Below are 22,363 nucleotides of genomic sequence, written 5' to 3' on the forward strand. Positions count from 1 at the left end.
CGGTCAGGCCGCGTCGGTGGTGGCGGTTCGGTCCGGCGGGGGCGGGCCGTCGGTGGGCGCGAGCGCTTCGGCGACGCCGGCGAGCAGTTCGACCGCGGTGAACGGCTTCTGCACGATGCGGATGCCGGCGTCGATCTCGTAGCGTCGGCGCAGATCGGTGTCGCTGTAGCCGGACATGAACAGCACCCGCATGCCCGGGTGCCGGCCGCACAGTTCCTCGGCGATCGATGGTCCGGATCTGCCGGACAGCATGACGTCGGTGACGAGCAGGGCCACGTCGTCCAGGTTGTCGGGGATCGCCTCGCCGCGCATCGCCGTGGTCCGGTATCCGTCGTCGCGCAGGATGCGGTCCACGAGGTCGCGGACGTGGTCCTCGTCCTCGATGATCGCGATCAGCTCCCCGTGGCCCGGCGCCCGCTCGCCCGGCGCGGCACCGGCCCGGCCGGCCTCTTCGGACGCCGGGTTCGCCACCGGCAGCAGGATCTGGAAGGTGGTGCCGGCGCCCGGCTCCGATGCCACGCCGATGTGCCCGCCCGCGTCGCCCACGATGCCGTACACGGTCGCCAGCCCCAGCCCGGTGCCCTGATCGGCCGGCTTCGTGGTGAAGAACGGCTCGAAGAGCCGGTCGCGGACCTCGGGTGTCATGCCGACGCCGGTGTCGCTGATCGTCAGCCGCGCGTATCGGCCCGGCGGCAACGGCCCGGCCTCGTCCTCGGACAGGTCCGCGATGCCGGTCTCGATCACCACTGTGCCGCCGTCGGGCATCGCGTCGCGCGCGTTGACCACGAGGTTGAGCAGGATCTGGCTGAGGCGGCCGCGGTTGGCGCTCACCGGTACGGCGCCGGTGTCGGGCCGGCACACCAGTCTGATGTTCGCCCCGATGGTGCGGCTCAGCAGCTCATCGGCCTCGGCGACGACCTCGTTGAGGTCGACGATCTCCACCTCGGTGGGTTCCCGCTTGGCGAAGGTGAGCAGCTGGCTGATGAGCGATCGGGCCCGGCCGGCGGCGTCGCGGATCCGCGCGAGATCGTCGGCAGCCGGGCCGCTGACCTCGTCGGCGAGGAAGTCGGAGTAGTTGAGGATGATGGCGAGCAGGTTGTTGAAGTCGTGCGCGATCCCGCCGGCCAGCTGCCCGACGCTTTCCAGCCGGGCCGCCCGGGCCGACCGCTCCAGGGCCAGCTTCTGCGCGGTCATGTCGCGTTCGGTGGCCGCCACCGCGACGACGGTGCCGTCCTCGTCGCGAAGCGGCGAGGCGAGAATCGACAGCGTCAGGGCCGACCCGTCGCTGCGCAGCCCCGGCGCATCCTCGAAGCGCATCTTCCGGCCCTTCGCCAGCTCGCTCAGCGCGCCGTTGACGGCCTCCTCCCGGCCGGCCGGCCGCAGGAAGCTGACCGGCCGGCCGATGGCCTGCTCCGCGGTGTAGCCGTAAATGAGCTCCGCTCCGGAGTTCCAGGAGGTCACGATGCCGTCCAGGGTGCTGGTAATGATCGCGTCGAAGGACTGCTCGACGACCGCGGCCAGCAGTTGCTGCTCTCGCAACATCCGGGCGGTCCTGCGCCGCAGCACCTCCTGGTGCCGGGCGAGGACGCAGCTGATCACCGTGGCCCCGGCCACCACCGCCAGCCGGCCGAGCTGGTCGCCGGTGCCGGCCAGGCCCTGCCAGGAGGAGACCGCGGCGCCGACGGCGAGCGCGTATCCCCCGACCGCCAGCACGATCTGCGGCCGGGCCGCGACCGCGGCGACCGCCGGGCCCAACGCCACCGTGCCGAACAGCAGCGCGCGCGGCGGCGACGCCAGGGAGAGCATGCCAAGCACCGTCACCAGAGCCGCCGATGCCACGACGTACCATCGCGATCCACCTCGCGCGCCGGACACCGCCTTCGGAAGCTTGCTCAAGGGGCGACCTTCCCGCGACGCTGGTGCCTGCCCACTCGGCCCTGATAAAGGTCAGGTTAGCCGCGGCCGCGACGCCCTTAGCCGCGTTCGATGAAAGCAGCCGCCCGCCCGGATGGCACGGAGAGATCAGGCGGTCCGGGCGGCGTTGCCGTGAGTGATCCGCAGGTAGTAGCCATCCGGATCGGTGAGCCGGAAGTCGTACAGGCCCCACGGCTGCAACTGAAGAGGTTCACTGATCGGGCCCCGCCGCCGACAGTGTGCATAGAGTTGCTGGAGCATTTTCAGGTTGTCGAGCTCCAGCACGATCTCGACCCCGGCACCTTTGGCGCCCTGGAGCCTCTGCCGGGTGAAACCGTGCCCCTGCGCCTGCTCGGGCAGCTTCGCCACCGGGCCGAGCCCGAGCACGACCAGGCCTCGGCGCAGGCTCGCGTAGTCCTCGGCGCGGCGCTCCACCTGAAACCCGAGCAGATCACGGTAGAACGCGACGCTGACATCCATGTCCTCGACGAAGAGTTCCATCCGAAGCCGCACCCGCCAATGATTCACCACCGGGTCGGAGGTCGGCATCTGCCGCGTTGCGTTCCGTCGGAGCGCCGGATCTTGCGCATGAGCATCGCCGGCGGCGGCGCCGACGGGCGGTCCGCAGGCACCTGGCCTGCGGACCGTAAAGGTGGCTGGTTCGCGCACCGTCGATCTGTGCCTACGCCGCAGCTCCCGTTGCTGTCACGAGGTCGATGACCTCCAGCAGGACCGGTGGCGTGCCGGGAACGCCCTCCATCGTCACGACGATCTTGTCGGTGTCGTCGCTGTAGTGGGTGACGACCACGTAGCGGTGGCGGTCGCAGCACGGGTTGGCCGGCAGGTAGATCGGCGCCAGCGCGCGGTACTGGGGGCCGGCGGCCAGGCTCAGCGCCTGGGCCGCGCGCACGTCAAGGGTGGTGCCATCCACCGAGAAGACGTCGGTGGTGCCGGCGAGCCCGCCCGACTCGGTCACCGAGATGGATTCGGTGTATGGCGCCGACGCGGCAGCTGCCGGGTTGGCGGCGATCAAGGCGGTCGCCATGGCGAACGCCATGGCCAGGGCACGGAACAATTGCGTCATTGCATCGTCCTGTCTGCGCGTGAAATTGGTCGGGCGGATGGTTCAGAAATCGAATACGTCGCCCGTGGCGTGCAGCAGGACGCAGCGGTTCGAGAAGGTTTCGCGGTACGCGACGGGATTACCTTCCCAGGTGCCGACCGCGATGGCCGTCACCGGCTGGTACACCCGGGTGCAGATGCCACCGTCGTCGGTGAGCGCGGCGATGTCGCCGTCGACCAGGCGCAGATCGTCGCAGGCCGAGCCCGCGGCGGCGTAGCTGCCGCCGTCCGGGTCGCACTCGAGCGTGGCCAGCCGGGGCGGGACGCCGCCGGGGTCGGCGGGAAGTACGGCGAGCACCAGCGTGCTGTCGGGTGCGGGGGCCGTCGGCGCCGCAGCGGCCGGGGTGCCGGGGGCGATCAGCGCGGCCGTGGTGGACAGGCTGGTGGCGAGAATCCCGATGTGGTGAATGGGGATCACGATTTCCCTCCTCCTTGTGGAAGGCGCGGCTCATCGGGACGCATCCCTTCTTGTGGAGGGCGCGCCCGCGAATCGCTTGGTTGAATCGCCCACACGCTAAGGCCTTTTCGGGCGGGGCGTCAACTTGAGAAGTTTATAATCGTCAATACAAATGCGACTATTTAATGTCGCGGAGGCGCGTTCGCAGCGCGGGCCGGGGGCGGGTTCAAGGGAATTTCACATCGGCTCGAGGTGGCGGGGCGGCGCCATGGCCACCATCTCCGCAATGCCGGCACCAGGCCGTGCGGCAGGAAGAGGACGACAACGACGAGCAGCACCGCGTACACGGCGTACGAGAGCACGCCGGGCGCGTAGCTCGGCATGCCGGGGCGCGTGCCGATGTCCGTGAGCAGCTGGACGATCAGGGTGACGGCCGCCGCGCCGAGCAGGCCGCCCCAGATGGTGCCGAGGCCGCCGACGACGGCCATCACGACGTACTGCACCGAGAGCAGGACCGGGAACGAGCCGGGAGCAAGGTAGCCGAGGAAGTACGCGTAGATGCCCCCGGCCAGGCCGGCGAACGCGGCGGACACGGCGAAGACGAGCAGCCGGTAGCGGCCCACCGGGACCCCGCTGGCCGCGGCCGCGGTCTCGCTGGTGGCCAACGCCCGCAGCCCTCGGCCGGTGCGCGAGGAGATCAGGTTGTGCGCCACGACCATGGTGACGGCGACGCCGGCCCAGGTGAGGTAGGCGTAGTCGATGCTCTGATCGAGCTCCACGCCGGCGACCGCGAGGTGCGGGATGCCCTGCAGCCCGATGGCCCCGCCGGCCCAGGACGCGTCGCCGAGCAGCGACAGCAGGATCAGTTGCAGGGCCAGGGTGGCGAAGGCGAGCTGGTGGCCGCGCAGCCGCAGGATCGGCACGCCGACGACGAGCGCGACCGCCGCCGCCACCGCCGGTGCGGCGATCAGGCCCAGCAGCGACGGCCCACCGTGCACGCTGATCAGTCCGGCCGCGTAGGCGCCCAGGGCATAGAACGATGCCTGGCCCAGCGAGACCTGGCCGGCGTAACCCATCAGGATCGACAGGCCGATGGTCACCATGGCCGAGAGGCCGAGCAGGACGTACAGGGTCAGCTGGTTGTCGTTCAGCATCGGGGGCAGTGCCAGCGTGCCGGCCGCGATCAGGAGCACACCAAGCATCGGCCTGGTCATGCGGTCTCCTCCTGGATCATCGGGCGGCGCGCGGCCTGCACGATCAGGGCCACGAGCATCAGGAGCAACGCCACCTCGCTCTGGTAGGCGGTGCTGAGATAGCCCGCCACCATCGCCTGCGCCACGCCGAGGAGCAGACCGCCGAGCAGAGTGGCGGCCGGCCGGGTGAGGTTGCCGAGGATCGCCGCCGCGAAGCCGCTGACCACCAACACCAGGTCGCTGTCGAAGGCGATCTGCTGAACCGGGGTGACGAGCACGCCGGCGAGGCCGCCGAGCGCGCCGCCGATGACGAACGAGAGCAGACCCATGCGCGTCACGTTGATGCCGACGATCCGGGCGGCGTACGGGTTGGCCGCCGCCGCGGTCAGCGCCCGGCCGATGTCGGTGCGGGCGAACAGCACCGCGAGGCCGGCGAAGACCAGCGCCGACGCGGCGATGATCAGCAAATAGTGGCGCTGTATCCGGGCGCCGAACACCGTGGCCGATCCGGACAGCCCGGCGAACGAGCGCGGCTGATCGCCCCAGACGAGGATCTCCACCGCGTACGCGAACACGGCGACGCCCAGCGTGACGATGAGCGCCGACTGCGGGCTGGTGCCCGGCTTGCCGATCGCGATCAGACCCACCACCAGGCCGACGAGTCCGGCCAGCAGGACGGCGAGCGCCTCGGCGACGCCGTGCGGCACGCCGGAACCCAGCAGCGAGGAAACCGTCATCGCCGCGATGACCGCGAACGCGCCCTGCGCGAAGTTGACCACCCGAGTCACCCGGTAGACGACCACGATGCCGCTTCCGACCAGGGCGAACGCGCATCCCACGCCGAGACCGGTGATGAGGTACTGCAGGAAGGCGCTCATCGGCCTTCCTCCGCCGCGCCGCCCAGGTAGGCCGCGACCACCGCGGGACTCGACGCGAGCTCCGCGGAGGGGCCCTGAGCCGCCAGTTTCCCGGCCTCCAGCACGTAGGCCCGGGAACACAGCTCCAGCGCGAGCCGCGCGTTCTGCTCGATCAGCAACACCGCCAGCCCGTCCTGAGCGTTGAGAGTCCGCAGGTGTACGGCGAGGTCGCTGACGACCAGCGGCGCGAGCCCGAGCGACATCTCGTCGATGACCAGCACCTGCGGGCGGCTCATCAGGGCCCGGCCCAGCGCCACCATCTGCTGCTGGCCGCCGGAGAGCAGGCCGGCCCGGTGCTTCCGGACGCGCGCCAGCTCCGGAAAGATCGCGTAGATCCGGGCGGTGCTGCGGTCGCGTCCGCGCCACGCGCCCAGCCGCAGGTTGTCGTCGACGGTCAGACTGCCGAACATCTGCCGCCCCTCCGGGACGTGTGCCAGCCGGCCGGTGACCGTGACCGTCCCGGACGCCGGCCGGAGGATCCCGGAAAGCGTATTGACCAGGGTGGACTTTCCGGCGCCGTTCGGTCCGATGAGCGCCACCATCTCGCCGACCCGCACCGTCAGGGTGACCGCGTCCAGGGCCACCGCCGCGCCGTACCGGACGGTCAGGTCGTCCACATCGATGACGGGCGCGCCGCCTGCGGGCCGGCTCATGGCGCGGATTCCCCTCCGAGGTAGGCGTCGATCACCCGCTGGTCGGCACGGATCGCCTGGGGCACGCCCTGGGCGATGACCCGGCCCAGGTCCAGGACCGTGATGCGATCGGCAAGGCGGGTCACGAAGGCGACGTCGTGTTCGACGAGCATCATCGTCAGCCCGCCGGCCCGCAGCTCCGCGATCAGTTGGGCGAGTGCGGCCCGCTCCGCGGCACGCAGCCCGGACGCGGGTTCGTCGAGGAGCAGCAGCCGGGGGTGCCCGCAGAGCGCACGGGCGACCTGAAGTGCCCGCTGCTGGCCGAGGGGCAGCGCCTCCGCCGGGCGGTCGGCCCAGTCGGCGAGGCCGACCCGGGCCAGTGCCTCGGACGACCAGGCCCGGATCCGGCGTTCGTCGCGGGAGTGCCGGGGCAGGCGCAGCGTCGCGCTGAGCGCGCCGGCCCCGGTCGCGGCGTGCGCGCCGACCATGACGTTCTCCCGGGCGGTCAGGCCGTGGAACAGCCGCGCGCCCTGGAACACGATCGCGATCCCGGACCGGGCCCGGCGGTGCGGCGCGGCGCGGTCGATCCGGGTTCCGTCGTACGCGATGGTGCCGGCGCTCGCCTTGAGATGTCCGCCGATGAGGCTGAACAGGGTGGACTTCCCGGCCCCGTTCGGCCCGATGACGGCGTGCGTCTCGCCCTGCACGACGTCGAGGTCGACATCACGCAGGGCGTACACGCCGCCGAACCGGCGGGAAAGACCCGCCACGCTCAGCAGAACGGGCATCGACGCCGTCATCCGTTGGCGAGGCCGGCGAGCTCGGCCTTGGCCCAGTCGGTCGCCTTGAACGCGCCATGCTCGACCACGTCGATCGAGATGTATTTCGCCGGCAGTCCGGCATGGTCGGTGGCGGTGTAGCGGTAGGTGCCGTTCGGGGTGAGCAGGGTGAGTCCCTCCAGCGCCTGCTGGATCTTCGCGTGGTCCGTGCTGTTGGCGTTCTGGATGGCGGCGAACAGCAGTTTCGCGCCCGAGTACCCATCCGCGGCGAACTGTGGCGGCGGGTACCCGTACTTGCTGGTGAAGGGATCCGTCAGCTCCTTGATGGCCTGCTTCTGCGCGCCGTCGGGCAGGGCGTCGCCGACGACCGCGAGGGAGCTGGCGACGAAGACGCCCTCGGCTGCCGGTCCGGTCGGCTTGAGCCACAGGCTGCTGGCCTGCGCGCCGGTGAACATCAGCGGGATGCCGAGACCGGCGCTCGCGTACTGCTTCGCGAAAGCGACCGACGGCGGACCGGTGGCCCACACCACCAGCGCCTGGGCGCCGGCCGACTTGACGTGGTTGAGCACCGCGCTGAACTCGGTCGTCGTCGTCTGGAACTCTTCGGCGGCGACCAGGGTGATGCCGTACTGGGCCGCCTTGGCCTGGGTGCCGGCGAACCCCGCCTTGGCGTACGAGCTCTTGGTGTCATAGGCGATCGCGATCTTGGTGTACTTCTGTGCCTGGTAGTACTGGAGGATCCGGTCGGCATAGGTGGCCGAGGTCGCCGGGACCACGAAGACGTACGGATGCACGGGGTTGACCTGCTCGTCGGCCGGGGTGAGCGACACGTAGGGGATCTTCTCGCGATCGACCTGCGGGATGGTGGCCAGCGCCGAGTTGGAGAACGGCGAACCCAGCACGGCGACCACGCCGTCGCCCTTGAGCTGGTTGAAGGCGAGCACCGACTGATCCGGCATGCTCTTGTCGTCCTGGACGGTCAGTTCGATCTGGCGGCCGAGCAGGCCGCCCTTGTCGTTGATCTGCTGGACCGCCAGTTCGACGGCCTTCCGGTCCTCGGTGCCCAGGGGCGCGTAGTTGCCGGTAAGCGAAGTGATCATGCCGAGTTTGACCGGGCTGCTCTTGCTGTCGCCCGAGGAGTTGCCGCCGCACCCGGAAGCGGCCAGGGCCATCGCCAGGCTTACGAAGATCGCTGTTAGGCGTCGCACAAGTACCTCCAGGAACCCGGCCTCATGCGCCGGGACGAGGGTCACGCATGGACGGTGCGGCCGGTGTTCGCGCGGAGCTCAACCGGCGTTTCGGGGAGCCGGGAACAGGACGAGGGCTCGGAAGCTGACCTCGGCGCAAAGATAGGCCGATTTCAGACGACAGTCAATATTGTGCCCAACGTGGATGGTCGACCGAGGACTGCTGCGCCGCCGCTGCCGGCCATCACGTACGGGCGACTGAGCCCGTGACGCGGGACGGCGATTCGGGGTGGGCGCCGACCCGCCGGGCCATCGGCCCCCAGATCAGGAGCTGGAGCAGGGACAAGGCCAGGGTGAAGGGAAGCAGGGTCCAGACCCCCGTGCCCTCGGCGATCGCGCCGGCGAGCCAGGGGAACATCGAGCCACCGACGACCGATCCCGCGTTCATGATGCCGATCGAGGCCGGCACCAGACGCGCGGTGGTGAGTCGCGGCGCCACCGCCATCGCGGTGGGGAAGATGGGCCCGAGGAAGAAGCCGAGCAGCACCAGACCCGCCGCGGCGACGGCCTTGCCCGGCAGGAGCCAGGTCAGGGTGGTGACGACGGTGACGCCGGCGAGGCAGGTCCACATCAGGCCGGACGCGGTGAGGCCGAGCCGGGTGACGGTCGGACCGAGCAGGAACCGGCCCGCGGTGAGCCCGAGCCAGTAACCGCTGACCGCGTACCCGGCGAGGACCGCGGCCTGCCCCCGCGCCTGGACGAGGTAGCCGAACGCCCAGTTCCCCATGCCCAGCTCGAGGCCCACGTAGACGGCGAGCAGCGCGGCGCCGAGCAGAACGCCCGGCTGCCGCACCGCGAGACCGGCCAGGCCGCCCGGGGCCGGCGACTCCAGCTTGGCGGCGGCCGACGACTCCGGCTTGGCGGCGGCCGACGACTCCGGCTTGGCGGCGGCCGGCGACTCCGGCGCGGCCGGCGACTCCGGCTTCGCCGCGGCCGGATCCGGCCCGGCGCGCGGGTAGACGATCAGGAAGCAGGCGATGAGCGGGATGGCCACCACCCCGAGCAGCAGCATCACCGTGGGCCAGGAGGCGACGGCGACGATCGCGGCGGCCAGCGGCGGCCCGAGCAGCGCCCCGACGCCGAAAAATCCGTGCAGCCGGTTGAGCAGCGTGGTCGCGTCGGGCAAGGCGGACAGGTACGCGTTGAGCACGGACTCCAGCACGCCGACCCCGTAGCCGGACGCGACCTGAAGCACGACGAGCGCCGCGAAGGCCGGTCGGGTGGCCGCGTACAGGGCGGCAAGCGCGTACACGCAGCAGCCGGTCGCCACCGCGATCCGGGTGCCGTAGCGCTGGATCAGCGCGCCGGCGGTGACCCCGGCCAGCACAAACCCGGCGGAACCGGCGAAGAAGGTGAGGCCGAGCGTTGCTCGGGAGACGGCGTAGTCGTCCATCTGCGCGGCCAGCAACACCCCGGTGACGCCCGCGTTCACGCCGACGAACACGAAGGCGGCGTACGCCAGGAGGACCGGCCCCCTCATCGGCTGTCGCATCACGGCTCCCACCCTTTTGGCCACGCCGCCGGGGACGGTGCGGCGCGGCAGCCGAGACCGCCGCGCCGCAGTTCAGGTTGGTGGTCAGCCTGCGCTGCAGGAGACCGAGGGCCAGGTCCAGGTGCCGTTTGCCATGATCGTGACACCGAAGTTGTTGCCGCTGCCGTTCGGCTTGCCGACCATCACGTACTGGCTGGGCCAGCTGGCGCTGACGTTCCAGGTGGAGCTGATCGTCTCGGGCGACGGGAGGTTCATCGTCACGGTCCAGTTGCTGGAGCCGGACACCGCCACGTTGAGGTTGTATCGATCGCTCCACTGCTGTCCGGCGGAAAGGGTGGCCGTGCAACCGCCGTTGCCGCCGCCACCGCCACCACCGCCGCCGCCACCGCCACCGCCACCACCGCCGCCACCGCCGCCACCGCCGGAGCCTTCGCTGACCGTGATGTTGGAGCTGACGTTGCTCTGGTAGCCCTCGGTGGCGAGGATCTGGTAGTTCGCCGTGCCCAGCTGCAGCCCGGCCTGCCGCCACGCGTTGAAGTGGTTGGCCACCGTGATCGTGCCGCCGGTGCGATGCTGCTGGCGGACGCTCCAGTACTGGTAGAAAGTCGCGGTGCCCTGGATGGAGGGCTGGTTGACCCGCTGGGTGCGGTAGAGGTCGTAGGTGCTGCCGTCGGAGGTGACCGAGCCCAGTCGGGTGGCTCCCGAGCTCGGGTTGTAGGAGCCGAAGTTGTCGACGATGTAGTACTCGACGAGCGGGTTCGTCATCCAGCCGTACAGGGCCAGGTAACAGTTGCCGCCGCAGTTGAAGGAACCGGAGTAGTTGACCGTGTGGCTGGTGGAGCCGGGGTTCCAGCCCTTACCGACGACGGAGTTGTTGATATTGCTCATCTGGACGCTGTAGTTGCCGCCACCGCCCAGGTTCATGGTGACGTTGCCGTTGTCTTTCCAATACGAATAGAAGTAGCCGTTGTGGGTGCCGGTCGAGTTGGACGTGATGGTGCGGTCCGCCTCGGCGTTGGCGACGCCGGCGACGGCCACCGAGGCCACGGCCAGGGCCACGGTGCTGGCCAGGCCGAGGAACAGCCGCGTGCGGCGGCGCCCGCGACGGCTCGGTTCAGCTGGTTTGTGGTTCATCGATACGTCCTTTCCGGAGGACTCGGGGGACATACGGACAGCAGGACGTTCCCTGCGGGAACCGAGGACCTGAGCGACGGCAAGGCACCTCGGTGTCGCTCCCGCAGGTGGGGATTTCGCTGGGGTGTCAGTCGACCGGCCCCGGAGAGCCGGGTCGCGGCAACCCCATTGATAAGGGTCTAACCATCCGTGGCGCCATCATGGGCCTGGGACCGCTCGGCTGTCAACAACTTCCGGAAGCTCGCGGAAGTTTCTCTCGCGAATCTTCCGGCAATAGTGGCCCACTTACGTGCTTTTGGCTGCTTGTTTCGAGAGGTCTGACGACAGTGGATCATGGCCCGCAGGACGCCTGCCATCCATGTTGAAGCGCTTCGTCTCCGGAACTTTCGGAGCCCTCGGGTCGCGGCGCGGGCGCCGTCGTCTGCCCGCGCACGGGGCAGAGGCCTCGACGAATCGTCGCGAAAGGGGAACCGATCACCTTGCGAGAATGGCGCAACTTTGCCCTGTCGATAGCTCACTGAAAACCCGTTATGCGCGAGCACGGCCTAGGAAATGGCGCTCATACACATCGGTTTTGGTCAATGGCATGGGTTGATGTTATGAACTGGTGGGTCGCTGTCGACCTACCGGGACAGCGTCGTCGCGACCGTTGCCGGACCGATTTGTTTGGGGATCGACACATGGGCAGATTTCACGACGCGTGGCGTCGCGCGGCGGTGATCGTCACCGGGCTCGCCGCACTGAGCTGGGCAACGGTAGGACCGGCGTACGCCGCCGGCCCGGCCGCCGGCACCGTCGCCGCGGGGTACTCGCACACCTGCACGATCCGCGCCGACGCGACGCTGTGGTGCTGGGGCGGCAACGAGAGCGGCCAGCTGGGCGACGGCACCACCACGGGCCGGACCACGCCGGAGCGGATCGGCGCGGACACGTGGACCACCATCGACGCGGGCACCAGCTACACCTGCGGGGTGCGTACCGACCGCACGCTGTGGTGCTGGGGCAGCAACCGATGGGGTCAGCTGGGCGACGGCAGCACCACCAACCGCACCGCCCCGGTGCCGGTCGGCGGCGGCGCCACCTGGTCCAGCGTCGCCGCCGGGGACAGTCACACCTGCGCCGTACGGACCGACGGCACCCTGTGGTGCTGGGGGTTCAACCGTCTCGGCCAGTTGGGGATCGGCACCTCCGTCTACTACGCGACCAGCCCCGTCATGGTCGGCACGGCGACCACCTGGGCGAGCGTCACGGCAGGCTTCGCGCACACCTGCGCCGTCCGCACCGACGGCACCCTGTGGTGCTGGGGCGACAGCACCACGGGCCAGCTCGGTCTCGGCATCCTGAGCTACACGGCGACGCCCGCGCAGGTCGGCACCGCGACCACCTGGACCGGCGTGACCGCCGGCTACGCCTTCACCTGCGCCGTGCGCTCCGACGGGACGCTGTGGTGCTGGGGCGAGAACGGGTACGGGCAACTGGGCGCCGAGACCACGTACCAGACCACGCCGATGCAGACCGGCGCCGGCGCCACGTGGACCAGGGTCGCCGCGGGTTTCAACACGACGTGCGCCACCCGCGCCGACGGCAGCCTGTGGTGCTGGGGAAACAACATGGCCGGACAGGTGGGTGACGGCACTACCACGAACCAGTACGCCCCCGTCCGAGTCGGCACCGCCACGACGTGGGCCGACGGTTTCGCGGTCACCTATCACACCTGCGCGGCGCGCACCGACGGCAGTCTGTGGTGCTGGGGCTACAACCCCGCCGGCCAGTTGGGCGATGGCACAGCCACGAGCCGGCCGACGCCGGCGCCGGCGAGCTTCCCCGCCTGACCGGCCCGGTCGCCGCGCACCGAGGCCGAAAGCCGTGCCGCCGGCCGCCACCGGCGCACGGCTTTCTCTCGATTGGCGACAATCCGGGGTGACAATCCGGTTCGAAAAATGGATTGAAAGGTTATTAACCCGCGATCACCAAAGGCTGTCTTGAATGTGCGAACCCACGCTCATAGCATCGACCGCAACCCCTGTGAGCGTTCACTTCGCATCTCGGTCAGGACACCGCGTTGGCTCAGCCGTCCCCGCTTCCCGACGAGGCACTGGTCGCCGCCGCACGTGGCGGTGACCGGTCGGCGGCCGACGAGCTTGCTCATCGTCACCTGCCGATGGTCTACCACCTGGTCCGCCAGGCGCTGGCCGACGACCCGGCCGTCGACGACGTCGTGCAGGACATCATGGTGCGTGCCCTGGGGCAGTTGCCGGCCCTGCGGTCGCCGGGCAGCTTCCGGCCTTGGCTGGCCGCCATCGCGGTGCGTCAGATCGGCCGCCACCTGGCGCGGCAGGACCTCGCGGCCCGTCGCACGGTGGCGTGGGACGCCGCCGCGGACCGTCCGGACGCCGGCGCCGACGTGGAAGGCCCGGCGCTGCTGCGGGTGGAGCTGGCCGGACAGCGCCGGCAGGTCGGGCACGCGACGCGGTGGCTGGGCGCGAGCGAACGTACCTCGTTCTCGCTGTGGTGGTTGGAGATGACCGGCGAGCTCACCCGCCCGCAGGTCGCCGCCGCCCTCGGCACGAGCGTGGCGCACGCGGGCGTGCGGATCCAGCGGATGCGTGAGCAGCTCGAGGTGAGCCGGCAGATCGTCGCCGCGCTGGAGGCGTTGCCCGGCTGCGATCTGCTCGGCGAGGTCGCGGCGGACTGGGACGCGACGCCGAGCCCGTACTGGCGCAAGCGGCTCGGGCGGCATGTGCAGTCGTGCCCCGTCTGCGCCCGCGCCACGGGGGTCCTGCTGCCCACCGAGCGGCTGCTGGCCGGGCTGGTCCTGCTGCCCGTTCCCGCCGCCCTCGCCGCCGCGGTGGTCGCCAAGGCCGTCGCGGGCGGCGCCGCCGCGGGCCCGGGCACGGCCGTGGCCTCGGGTGTCGCCTCGTGGCTGGCACGCGCGGTCCAGGCGGCCGCCGCGCACCCGCTGGCCGCCACGGTCACCGCCGGAGTCCTGGCCGTCGGCGTCACGGTGCCCACGACCGGATGGACCGTGGCCGCACCGCCGTCGCGAACGACCGGCCCGGCCGCCTCGTCACCCAGCTCGTCGACCGCGCTGCTGCGGACCGGGCGGGTGTCGCTGGAATCCGCCACCGCCGCCGGCCAGTACGTGGCGGTGTCCGGCGACTTCGGAGTGCTCACGCCGGTAGGACCGGCGAGCGACGCGGCGGCGCGGGAGCGGACCGGCCTGCGCGTCGTGGCCGGCCTGGCCGATCCGTCGTGCTTCTCGTTCCGCCGCCCGGACGGCCGCTACCTGCGGCACTCCTCGTTCCGGCTGCGGCTGAACGCGGACGACGGCACCGTCCTGTTCCGGCAGGATGCCACGTTCTGCCCCCGGCCCGGCTTCCGCACCGGCTCGGTGTCGCTGGAGTCGTTCAACTACCGGGGTTTCTTCCTGCGCCACGTCAACGATCAGATGTGGATCGACAAGTACGACGGCAGCGCACAGTTCCAGGCGGACAGCTCCTTCTTCGTCCGCCCGCCACTCGGCTGACCAACCTCTCAGGGGAAGCCGGTCGCCAGGTCGGCCACGGTGTGCGCGCCCACTCCGGTGATCGGCCCCTCGGCGTACCGGTCGGCCACCGCCCGCACGTGATCCTCGGCGGTCTCGGCCAAGCCGTCGTAGACGGCGATGAACAGCTCGCGGGCCGGCTCGCGCAGCCACCCCGGGGGCAGCAGCCGGGCGGGTAGCTGGGGGTCGAGGATGGGCAGGCGCCGGTAGGTGTCCATCACCTCGGTACGAGCGCGGACGGCCTCGGCACCGGCGATCTGCCCGGCCGCCGCCCGGGGCACTGTCGCTTTCCAGCGGCGGAGGAAGGATTCGTACTGCCGCGCGATGTCGGCGGTGTCCCAGGCGTCGAGCGGATTCCGGCGGATCGACGCGTCCAGTTCGACGTGGCGCGCGCGGAAGACGGTCAGGGTGCCGAGGGTGAGCTCGGCGAGCCGGGCCTTGGTCTTCTCACTGAGCTCGTGCGGGGAGATCCACAGTCCGTCGTACAGCGGCGCGTAACCCATCCACCGCAGTTGCCCGCGTAGCGCTCGCCGGATCGCGCCCTCCTCCTGCGGCAGCGAGAAGGCGATCAGCGTCCACTGCTCGTCCCACGGCCGCGTTCCGCCCGGCGAGACGATGGCACCGCCGCCGATCACCAGGAAGGCAGCGGCCGCCGGCGTCAGCCGGTAGGAGCTGCGCCGACCCTGGCGGTGGCTTTCGAGCACACCGCGGCGGGCGAGCCGGCTGATCGCCGTCCGGGCGCCCGCCTGGCTGACGCCGGCCTCGGCCAGCAGCGCAACGATGGCCGCCGACGGCAGCCAGGCCCGCGATCGCAGCGTGTAGTCCGCCAGCAGGGTGACCGCGAGGCCCTGCGGCGAGTTGCCGGCCTGTCGCCGGGGCAGCCGCACCGCGCCGGCCGTGTCCTGCGGAAAAATTTCGTTGATGTCGTACGGGCTGGTCACAGAGACGACTGTAGGGGTTCGACACCCGATTTGATCGAGGATTGTCGATTGACAGTTTGCTGTCTCGGGTGAACGATATATGTCACGCGATGGTGGTGGACCGGGTCCCGCATGGAGTCCTGATACGCGATACCCACCTGGCGCGGCCCGTCCTCGGCCTGCGCACCCACGCGTACGTTCCCATCTCTATCTGCCACAGCGGCAGCCGTCCGCGCAGTCCACCGCGCGGCCGGCGATGCCGGTCTGCGCGCGGAAACGAAGGAGTCAGGCGATGAAGATCAGACGGAAACTCCTGCTCGTGGCGGCCATGTCGGCGGCCGTCGCCGGTCTCGCGGTGCCGGCGGCCCAGCCCGCGTACGCCGCCTCGTTGACCGAGGTCACCGCGTTCGGTGACAACCCCGGCGGCATGCGCATGCACATCTACGTCCCGGACACCCGCCCGGCCAACCCCGCCATCCTCGTGGCCATGCACGGCTGCGGCGGCTCGGGACCGGGCTTCTACTCCAGCAGCGAGTTCGCCGGGCTGGCCGACCGGTACGGGTTCCTGGTCATCTATCCCACCGCCACCCAGCAGGCCGGTTTCGGCAACTGCTTCGACACCTGGTCGGACGCCGCCAAGCGCCGCGGCGGCGGCAGTGATCCGGTGTCGATCGTCTCGATGGTCACCTACGCCGAACGACAGTACGGCGGCGATCCGAATCGGGTGTTCGCGACCGGCAGTTCGTCCGGCGGCATGATGACCAACGAGATGCTCGCCCTCTACCCCGACGTTTTCAAGGCGGGAGCGGCGTACATGGGAGTGCCGTTCAACTGCTTCGCCAACGCCGCCGACTATCCGCCGGGCAGCAGCAAGTGCACCGGCGGCAGCATGGACCGGACGCCGCAGCAGTGGGGCGACGCGGTCCGGCAGGCCTACCCCGGCTACACCGGCCCGCGCCCGCGCATGCAGCTGTGGCACGGCACCAGCGACACCCTCGTGCCGTACTCGCTGCTGCAAGAAGAGATCGAGCAGTGGACCAACGTGTTCGGGCTGAGCCAGACGCCGACCTCGACCGACACGCCGCAGTCCGGCTGGAACCGGCGCCGGTACGCGGACAGCTCCGGGACGGTTCAGGTGGAGGCGTACAGCATCCAGGGCGCGGGGCACAGCCTGCCGGGTGCGGGCATGGCCGCGTACGCGATCTCGTTCTTCGGCCTCACCGGCACCCCGCCGACCACGCCTCCGACCACGCCTCCGACCACCCCGCCAACTACACCGCCGACCACGCCTCCGACGACACCGCCGACCACGCCTCCGAGCACGGGCGCGTGCCGCGTGACGGCCGCCGTGAACGCGTGGAACACCGGTCTGACCGAGAACCTCACCATCACCGACACCGGCTCCGCCGCGATCAACGGCTGGTCGCTGGTCTTCACGCTGCCCGCCGGCCAGACCATCACGTCGGGCTGGAACGCCACCTACTCCCCGGCTTCCGGCCAGGTGACGGCCAGGAACGCGGCGTACAACGGCACCATCCCGGCCGGCGGTTCGGTGACCATCGGCTTCCAAGCCACCCACACCGGCAACACGGGCACGCCGTCCGCGTACACGCTCAACGGCGCCGCCTGCAGCACAGCCTGAGGGTCGCACAGGGAAGGGGTGCCGCCGGACGATCCGGCGGCACCCCTTCCCTTCCTCCCCCTCGCGGCTATGCCGCCGAGCAAGTCGTCGACGGGACGCTGTTGGTGGCGTTCCAGGTGCCGAGGAAGCCGAACGTGGTGGATGCCCCCGCGGCGACGCTGCCGTTCCAGGTCTCGTTCACCACGGTCTGCGTGCTACCGCTGGACGTGCCGCGGCCACCCCAGATCTGGGTGATCGTCTGGCCGTTGGCGAACGTCCAGCTCACTCGCCACCCGGTCAGGGCCGCGGACCCGGCGGTCACGGTGACCTCGGCCTGGAAGCCGCCCTGCCACTGACCGGTGATCCGGTACCCGGCGGTGCATGCGCCCGGCTGGGCGGTGGGCGACGAGGTCGGCGAACTCGGCGAGCTCGGCGACGTCGGCGAACTCGGTGGCGAGGACGGCGTGGTGCTGGGCAGCTGCGAGAAGAACCTCCAGATCTCCGGGTACGTCCAGGTCCGGGCGCCGCTGGTCGAGGTGGACCCGTCCACCGGTTCCGGGGTGTGGTCGCCGTCGAACGCCGCCCACTCCACCGGGTATCCGGCGCGGCAGCCCGCGTACGCGGTCACGATGTGGGTGAGGCTGCCCTGGGCCGGCTCCGGCGGGTTCTGGGAGGTGCACCCGTTGTTGCGGACGAAGGTGTCCCTGATCGACCTGCCGAGCGAGATGTTGAGCACGCTGTCGTGGATGCCGTGGATCCCGAGGTAGGCGACCGGCTGGGTGCCCGGGTCGCAGCCGCTGAGGTTGGCGCCGGAGAGTACGGCGACGGCGCGGAAGACCGTGGGCCGGGCGCAGGCGACGGCGTAGCTCATCGAGCCCCCGTAGCTCCAGCCCAGGGCGAACAGCTGGGACGTGTCGACGCACAGGTCCCCCTCGATCAACGAGGTCAGGTTGTCGACGAGGGTGAGGTCGCGGCCGCCGGTGTTCGCCCAGCCGTTGTCGATGCCCTGCGGTGCGACCAGGATCGCCGTGTTGTTCGACAGCTGCTGGAGTCCGTAGTAGCCGCCGCTTGCCACGTTGGCGGCGGTTCCGTTCAGCCAGTGGAAGGCGAAGATCAGCTTGTACGGCCGGTTCCGGTCGTAGTTGTCCGGGATCCGGAGAATGTAGCTACGGCTCTGGCCGCCGCTGGAGATGGTGCGGGTGCCGCTGGTCAGCGTCGGCGCCTTGCCGCAGCCGGCGGTCACGGCCGCGTCCGCGGGTGCTGCTGTCACGATCGCCAGGGTCGCGGCGGCGGCCAGCACGGCCGCCGCGACTCCGCCGGCGAGGCTACGGATGGACATCGCGATTCCTCGATTCAGGAGACGGCGAATTGGTTGACGGTGACGTAGCCGCCGAGCGCGCTGGTGGCGTAGTTGAAGACGCCGAACCGGTAGCCCATGAAGAACTGCCAGTCGCTGTTGAGGGTGAAGGCGGGCCCGAGCGGGGTGAAGGAACTGCCGTTGGTGCTGTACGAGAACGTGGCGGTCCGGTTGGAGCCGGGCTGGATGTTCGCGGACACCCGCAACCAGATCTTTCCGCCGGACACCGTCGCGCCGGCTTGCTCGGCTCCGGTGCCGGTGGTGGTCCAGCCGTTGGTCGACATGGTCAACCCGCTGGTCATCGACACCCGGGTGGTGCCGTTGTCCTTGCGGATGCCGATCCAGGCCGACTGGTCGCGAAGCATCGCCAGTCCGGCCCGGTCACCGTTGGCCATGCCCGAGTAGTCCAGCTGAATCGTCGCGGTCGAGGCCGGTCCCTGGATCCGGCGGGTCAGGGTGTTGCGGGCGTCGTACAGGTCGCCGGTGACCGTGGCGGTGGACAACCTCAGCCCGTTGCCGACGGTGAACTTCGACGCGTCCGGGTTGTGGTTCCATTCGTAGGCCGGGCCCAATGCGCTGCCGGTGAAGTCGTCGGTGCCGGTCATCGGGGCCAGCGGATGCCAGGGCAGGTTCGGGCGGGGGTAGGCGGCGCCCCATCGGCCGTTGACGGTTTGCAGCACGGGCCAACCGTCGCTGCTCCAGCTGATCGGCGCCATCGTCGGCATCCGGCCACCCGGGTACGCGTCGGTGAAGGCCATGTACCACCAGTCGCCGTTCTGGGTCTGCACGAGCCCGCCCTGGTGCGGCACGCCGCCGCCGGAGATCGGGCCGGGCAGGTTCAGCAAGACCTGGCGCTGCTCGTACGGGCCCCACGGGCTGGTCGACCGCAGCACGTACTGCCCGTTGGCCGGCCGGGTGAGCCAGATGTAGTAGTAACTACCCCGCTTGTACATGCGCGAGCCCTCGAGGGTGCCGATGCTCGACGGCGTGTTGTAGACGGTCTGCGACCGCACCTCCGCGGTCAGGTCGGACGAGAGCTGGGCGACGCTGATCGTGGTGTTCCCGTAGGCGACGTACGGGGTATCGCCGTCGAACAGCAGACCGGCGTCGTAGTAACACTTGTTGATCCGAGCCTTCTTGCTCCAGCCGCTGCCGATCGCCGTCGAGGCGTAGACGTAGGTGCGGTTGAACTCGGTGCAGCCCAGCCAGTAGAACGTGCTGTTGCTCGGCCGGTAGTTGAACGCCGACGCCCAGATGCCCTTCACGTACGCCCGGCCGCCGCTGAGGTCGTAGGCGCTCGAGTCGAAGTCCAGCCGCGGCACGGAGTGGCCCGCGAACTCCCAGTTCACCAGGTCGTAGGAGCGCAGGATCGGCGCGCCCGGCGAGTAGTGCATGGTCGAGGCCGAGTAGTAGTACACGTCCCCGACCCGGACGATGTCCCCGTCCGCGAAGTCCTGCCACACCACCGGATTGCTGAAGGTCGACGGCGCCGAGGGGCTGGTGGCCGGATCGGTCGGAGTCGGGCCGGCCGTCGGCGTGGGACTCAGGGTAGGCGTCGGGCTCGCCGTGGGCGTCGTGGCGCCCGTGCAGGGCACGCCGTTGAGGCTGAATCCGGCCGGTGCCGGGTTGCCGGAGGTCCAGCTTCCGTTGAAGCCGAAGCTCGCCGCTCCACCGGTGGCCAGGTTGCCGTTGTACGCGGCGTTGGTGACGGTCACTTGCCCTCCCGACTGGGTCACCGTGCCGTTCCACAACTGCGTCACCGTCTGGCCGGCGGTGTAGGTCCAGGACAGTTGCCAGCCGGTGAGCGGATCGCCGAGGTTGACGACGGTCACGTCGGCGCCGAAGCCACCCTGCCATTGACTGGTCACGGTGTACGTGACCTGGCATCCGGCGGCGGCCTCGGCGGAGGTGGCGACCGCCGTGAGCCCAGCGGTGACGGCGAGCGTGACAGCACACGCCCGCCAAGAGGGTCGCTTCATGCGCAGACTCCTGGTTCGAGGGCTCTCCGGCCCCGGGCTGAGGCCGGAGAGCGCCGGGACGAGACGGGCCCTAGCCGGCCGCGCAGCCAGGGGTGGCGGTCGGCCCGGCTCCGGTGCCCTGGAAGCCGAACTCGGTGTAGCCGCCGGCCGCGATCTGGCCGTTGTAGCTCACGTTGTGGAACGTGACCGTTCCCGTCGTGCCGGTGTTGGTGGCGTTCCAGGTGCTGGTGAGCGCGCTGCCCGACGGGAGGGGGAGGCTGACCGTCCAGCCGTTGACCCCGGCGGAGCCCGCGGTGACCCGGACGGTGGCGACGTAGCCGCCACTCCAGGAGTTGAGCGACACGGAGGCGGCGCACGCCCCGGACGGCGGATTGCTGGTCGGCGGGGAGGTGACCGGTGTGGTGGGCGGTGGGGTGGTGGGGTTGGTCGGACCGCCGGCGTTGAGGGCGTTCAACACCGACGTGTAAGCGGCCTTCTTATTGCCGGAGGCGTCGAACAGCAGCGGGTTCTCGCCGGTACGCCAGGAGTCGCTGTCCCGGATCCCCCACACGGTGATGCCGCCGCACCGTGACACCGCCATGCACGCCCTGGTCACCGCGGCGTAGATGGTGGCCTGGTTGCCGCCCTGCGCGACGTCCAGCTCGGTGATCTGCACCTCGACCCCGAGGTCGGCGAAACGCTGCAGGTTGGACTGGTAGTCGCCGGGGATGCTGGTGCCCAGGTGGGACTGGAACCCCACGCAGTCGATCGGCACCCCGCGGGACTTGAAGTCCTTGACCATGTTGTACACGCCGGTGCTCTTCGCGTTCACACCGTCGGTGTTGTAGTCGTTGTAGCAGAGCTTGGCGCCCGGGTCGGCGGCCCGGGCGGCACGGAACGCGGCCTCGATCCAGTCGTTGCCGGTGCGCTGCAGGTTGGAGTCCCGGCGAGCGCCGCTGCCACCGTCGGCGAAGGCTTCGTTGACCACGTCCCAGGCGTAGATCTTGCCCCGGTAGTGGGTGGCGACCTGGGTGACGTGGTTCAACGCTGCGCTACGCAGGGCGCTGCCGGACAGTCCCTGCGCCCAGGACGGTTGCTGCTGGTGCCAGAGCAGCGCATGCCCGCGGATCTTGGCGCCCATCGAGATGCCCTGGTTGAGGATCCGGTCGCCGTTGGTGTACGTGAACCGGCCCTGGGACGGTTCGGTGGCGTCCCACTTCATCTCGTTCTCGGGGGTAACCGCATTGAACTCGCGGTTGAGGATGCCGGTGTAGGTGGCGTCGCCCAGCTTTCCGGCCGCGATCGCCGCGCCGAAATAGCGGCCGGTTTGCGCCGCCGACGCGCCGAGCGTGGAGGCCGCGTCCGCGGTGCCGATCACGGCGACGCTCGCGGCGAAGACAACGCCGGTCACGGCGGTCGCGAGCAGCACAGGACGGCCTCGCCTGGGGATGGACATGAGAAGGGAACCCTTCGGGAGAGGGAATGCTCGGGGGAAAGAGGGGTGAACGTTAACAGGTCGATGTCGCAAACGTTACGGGAGCGCTCCCATAGATTCAAGTAAATGCCTTGCCGCAGCCGCCGGCATGATTCATAACAACAATTCAGTAGGCTTCTCAGCTTCGTAACTTTCGGGCCGACGACGCGCTCATCACAGTCCGCAGCGCGGTCGACCCGAGGGGCGACGCGCCTAGCCGAAGCGTACGTAACGGTGTTTATGCGGGCAGAAGCCCGCCGCAAAGCCGTTGGAAGTTTCCGGAACATCTCCGGAACCTATTGTTTCCGCAGTGTTGCCGTGTCAGCATGACGTGCAATTGAAGTATGTCGTTGTCAGATCCGGGCGGCGCGATACACCGACTCCCCCTCGCATGCACGGCGGCTGCGTACCGCCGGCTGCGCGGTGCTCGCCCGCCGGTAGGCAGAATCGAGAATGGAGGCATTGTGGCAACCGCTTTCCCTGCCCATCCCGCCACTTCCCCGGGTGGCCGGTCGCTGCGAGTCCGATCGATGATCTTCGGTGCCGCCGCACTTGTCGCGGCGGCGGGTGTCGTCATGGTGATGCCGGCCGCGAACGCCGCGGCGGGCACCCTGGGCGCGGCGGCCGCGCAATCGGGCCGCTACTTCGGCACGGCCATCGCG

18 protein-coding genes are annotated in these 22,363 nt (G+C 70.2%); 3 read left to right on the plus strand and 15 right to left on the minus strand.

Features of this window, described 5'->3' with window-relative positions:
* Window positions 1-3: 3 nt before the first annotated feature.
* From ODJ79_RS40885 to ODJ79_RS40935, 11 genes are all read right to left on the minus strand, one after another.
* Window positions 4-1,806 carry a PAS domain-containing sensor histidine kinase gene (locus ODJ79_RS40885; RefSeq protein WP_263029091.1) on the minus strand — a complete coding sequence of 601 codons (1,803 nt, stop codon included), beginning with the start codon at window positions 1,804-1,806 and terminating at the stop codon, window positions 4-6.
* A gap of 216 nt (window positions 1,807-2,022) precedes the next feature.
* A complete protein-coding gene (locus ODJ79_RS40890) occupies window positions 2,023-2,415 on the minus strand; it encodes a VOC family protein (RefSeq protein ID WP_263029092.1) in 393 nt (130 codons plus the stop codon).
* 181 nt (window positions 2,416-2,596) lie between these two features.
* Window positions 2,597-2,998 carry a hypothetical protein gene (locus ODJ79_RS40895; protein WP_263029093.1) on the minus strand — a complete coding sequence of 134 codons (402 nt, stop codon included), beginning with the start codon at window positions 2,996-2,998 and terminating at the stop codon, window positions 2,597-2,599.
* Window positions 2,999-3,040: 42 nt separating this feature from the next.
* The gene (locus ODJ79_RS40900; RefSeq protein ID WP_263029094.1) at window positions 3,041-3,454 is read right to left on the minus strand and encodes a subtilase-type protease inhibitor; all 414 of its coding nucleotides are present in this window, start codon (window positions 3,452-3,454) and stop codon (window positions 3,041-3,043) included.
* Window positions 3,455-3,615: 161 nt separating this feature from the next.
* Window positions 3,616-4,647 (minus strand): branched-chain amino acid ABC transporter permease, encoded by a 1,032-nt coding sequence (locus ODJ79_RS40905; protein WP_263029095.1) that lies wholly within the window; start codon window positions 4,645-4,647, stop codon window positions 3,616-3,618.
* Window positions 4,644-5,504, minus strand: coding sequence for a branched-chain amino acid ABC transporter permease (locus ODJ79_RS40910; protein ID WP_263029096.1), 861 nt, complete (start codon window positions 5,502-5,504; stop codon window positions 4,644-4,646). The genes ODJ79_RS40905 and ODJ79_RS40910 overlap by 4 nt, the downstream gene beginning before the upstream one ends.
* Entirely contained in the window at window positions 5,501-6,196 is a 696-nt protein-coding gene (locus ODJ79_RS40915; RefSeq protein WP_263029097.1) for an ABC transporter ATP-binding protein, read from the minus strand. The genes ODJ79_RS40910 and ODJ79_RS40915 overlap by 4 nt, the downstream gene beginning before the upstream one ends.
* Window positions 6,193-6,963: an ABC transporter ATP-binding protein gene (locus tag ODJ79_RS40920; protein ID WP_263029098.1), complete on the minus strand. Its 771-nt coding sequence runs from the start codon at window positions 6,961-6,963 to the stop codon at window positions 6,193-6,195. The genes ODJ79_RS40915 and ODJ79_RS40920 overlap by 4 nt, the downstream gene beginning before the upstream one ends.
* Before the next feature lie 8 nt (window positions 6,964-6,971).
* Entirely contained in the window at window positions 6,972-8,162 is a 1,191-nt protein-coding gene (locus ODJ79_RS40925; protein ID WP_263029099.1) for an ABC transporter substrate-binding protein, read from the minus strand.
* Window positions 8,163-8,385: 223 nt separating this feature from the next.
* A complete protein-coding gene (locus ODJ79_RS40930; RefSeq protein ID WP_263029100.1) occupies window positions 8,386-9,693 on the minus strand; it encodes an MFS transporter in 1,308 nt (435 codons plus the stop codon).
* Window positions 9,694-9,777: 84 nt separating this feature from the next.
* Window positions 9,778-10,827, minus strand: a complete 1,050-nt coding sequence (locus tag ODJ79_RS40935; protein ID WP_263029101.1) for a glycoside hydrolase family 11 protein — start codon at window positions 10,825-10,827, stop codon at window positions 9,778-9,780.
* 680 nt (window positions 10,828-11,507) lie between these two features.
* On the opposite strand from ODJ79_RS40935, the gene ODJ79_RS40940 reads away from it, so the two are divergent.
* Window positions 11,508-12,659 (plus strand): RCC1 domain-containing protein, encoded by a 1,152-nt coding sequence (locus tag ODJ79_RS40940; RefSeq protein WP_263029102.1) that lies wholly within the window; start codon window positions 11,508-11,510, stop codon window positions 12,657-12,659.
* Window positions 12,660-12,889: 230 nt separating this feature from the next.
* Window positions 12,890-14,353, plus strand: a complete 1,464-nt coding sequence (locus ODJ79_RS40945; RefSeq protein WP_263029103.1) for a sigma-70 family RNA polymerase sigma factor — start codon at window positions 12,890-12,892, stop codon at window positions 14,351-14,353.
* Window positions 14,354-14,361: 8 nt separating this feature from the next.
* Here the strand turns inward: ODJ79_RS40945 and ODJ79_RS40950 are convergent, their stop codons facing one another.
* Window positions 14,362-15,312, minus strand: coding sequence for a PaaX family transcriptional regulator C-terminal domain-containing protein (locus tag ODJ79_RS40950; protein WP_263029104.1), 951 nt, complete (start codon window positions 15,310-15,312; stop codon window positions 14,362-14,364).
* A gap of 271 nt (window positions 15,313-15,583) precedes the next feature.
* Between ODJ79_RS40950 and ODJ79_RS40955 the strand changes: the two genes are divergently transcribed.
* Window positions 15,584-16,933, plus strand: coding sequence for a PHB depolymerase family esterase (locus ODJ79_RS40955; RefSeq protein WP_263029105.1), 1,350 nt, complete (start codon window positions 15,584-15,586; stop codon window positions 16,931-16,933).
* Window positions 16,934-17,000: 67 nt separating this feature from the next.
* Here the strand turns inward: ODJ79_RS40955 and ODJ79_RS40960 are convergent, their stop codons facing one another.
* The 3 genes from ODJ79_RS40960 to ODJ79_RS40970 all read right to left on the minus strand — a co-directional run bounded on the left by ODJ79_RS40960 (window position 17,001) and on the right by ODJ79_RS40970 (window position 21,683).
* A complete protein-coding gene (locus tag ODJ79_RS40960; RefSeq protein WP_263029106.1) occupies window positions 17,001-18,251 on the minus strand; it encodes a cellulose binding domain-containing protein in 1,251 nt (416 codons plus the stop codon).
* Between the two features lie 14 nt (window positions 18,252-18,265).
* Window positions 18,266-20,248 carry a family 43 glycosylhydrolase gene (locus ODJ79_RS40965; RefSeq protein ID WP_263029107.1) on the minus strand — a complete coding sequence of 661 codons (1,983 nt, stop codon included), beginning with the start codon at window positions 20,246-20,248 and terminating at the stop codon, window positions 18,266-18,268.
* Between the two features lie 70 nt (window positions 20,249-20,318).
* A complete protein-coding gene (locus tag ODJ79_RS40970) occupies window positions 20,319-21,683 on the minus strand; it encodes an endo-1,4-beta-xylanase (protein ID WP_263029108.1) in 1,365 nt (454 codons plus the stop codon).
* Window positions 21,684-22,363 lie beyond the last annotated feature (680 nt).

The sequence above is a fragment of the Actinoplanes sp. KI2 genome (genome assembly GCF_025630775.1).
Classification (GTDB): domain Bacteria; phylum Actinomycetota; class Actinomycetes; order Mycobacteriales; family Micromonosporaceae; genus Actinoplanes.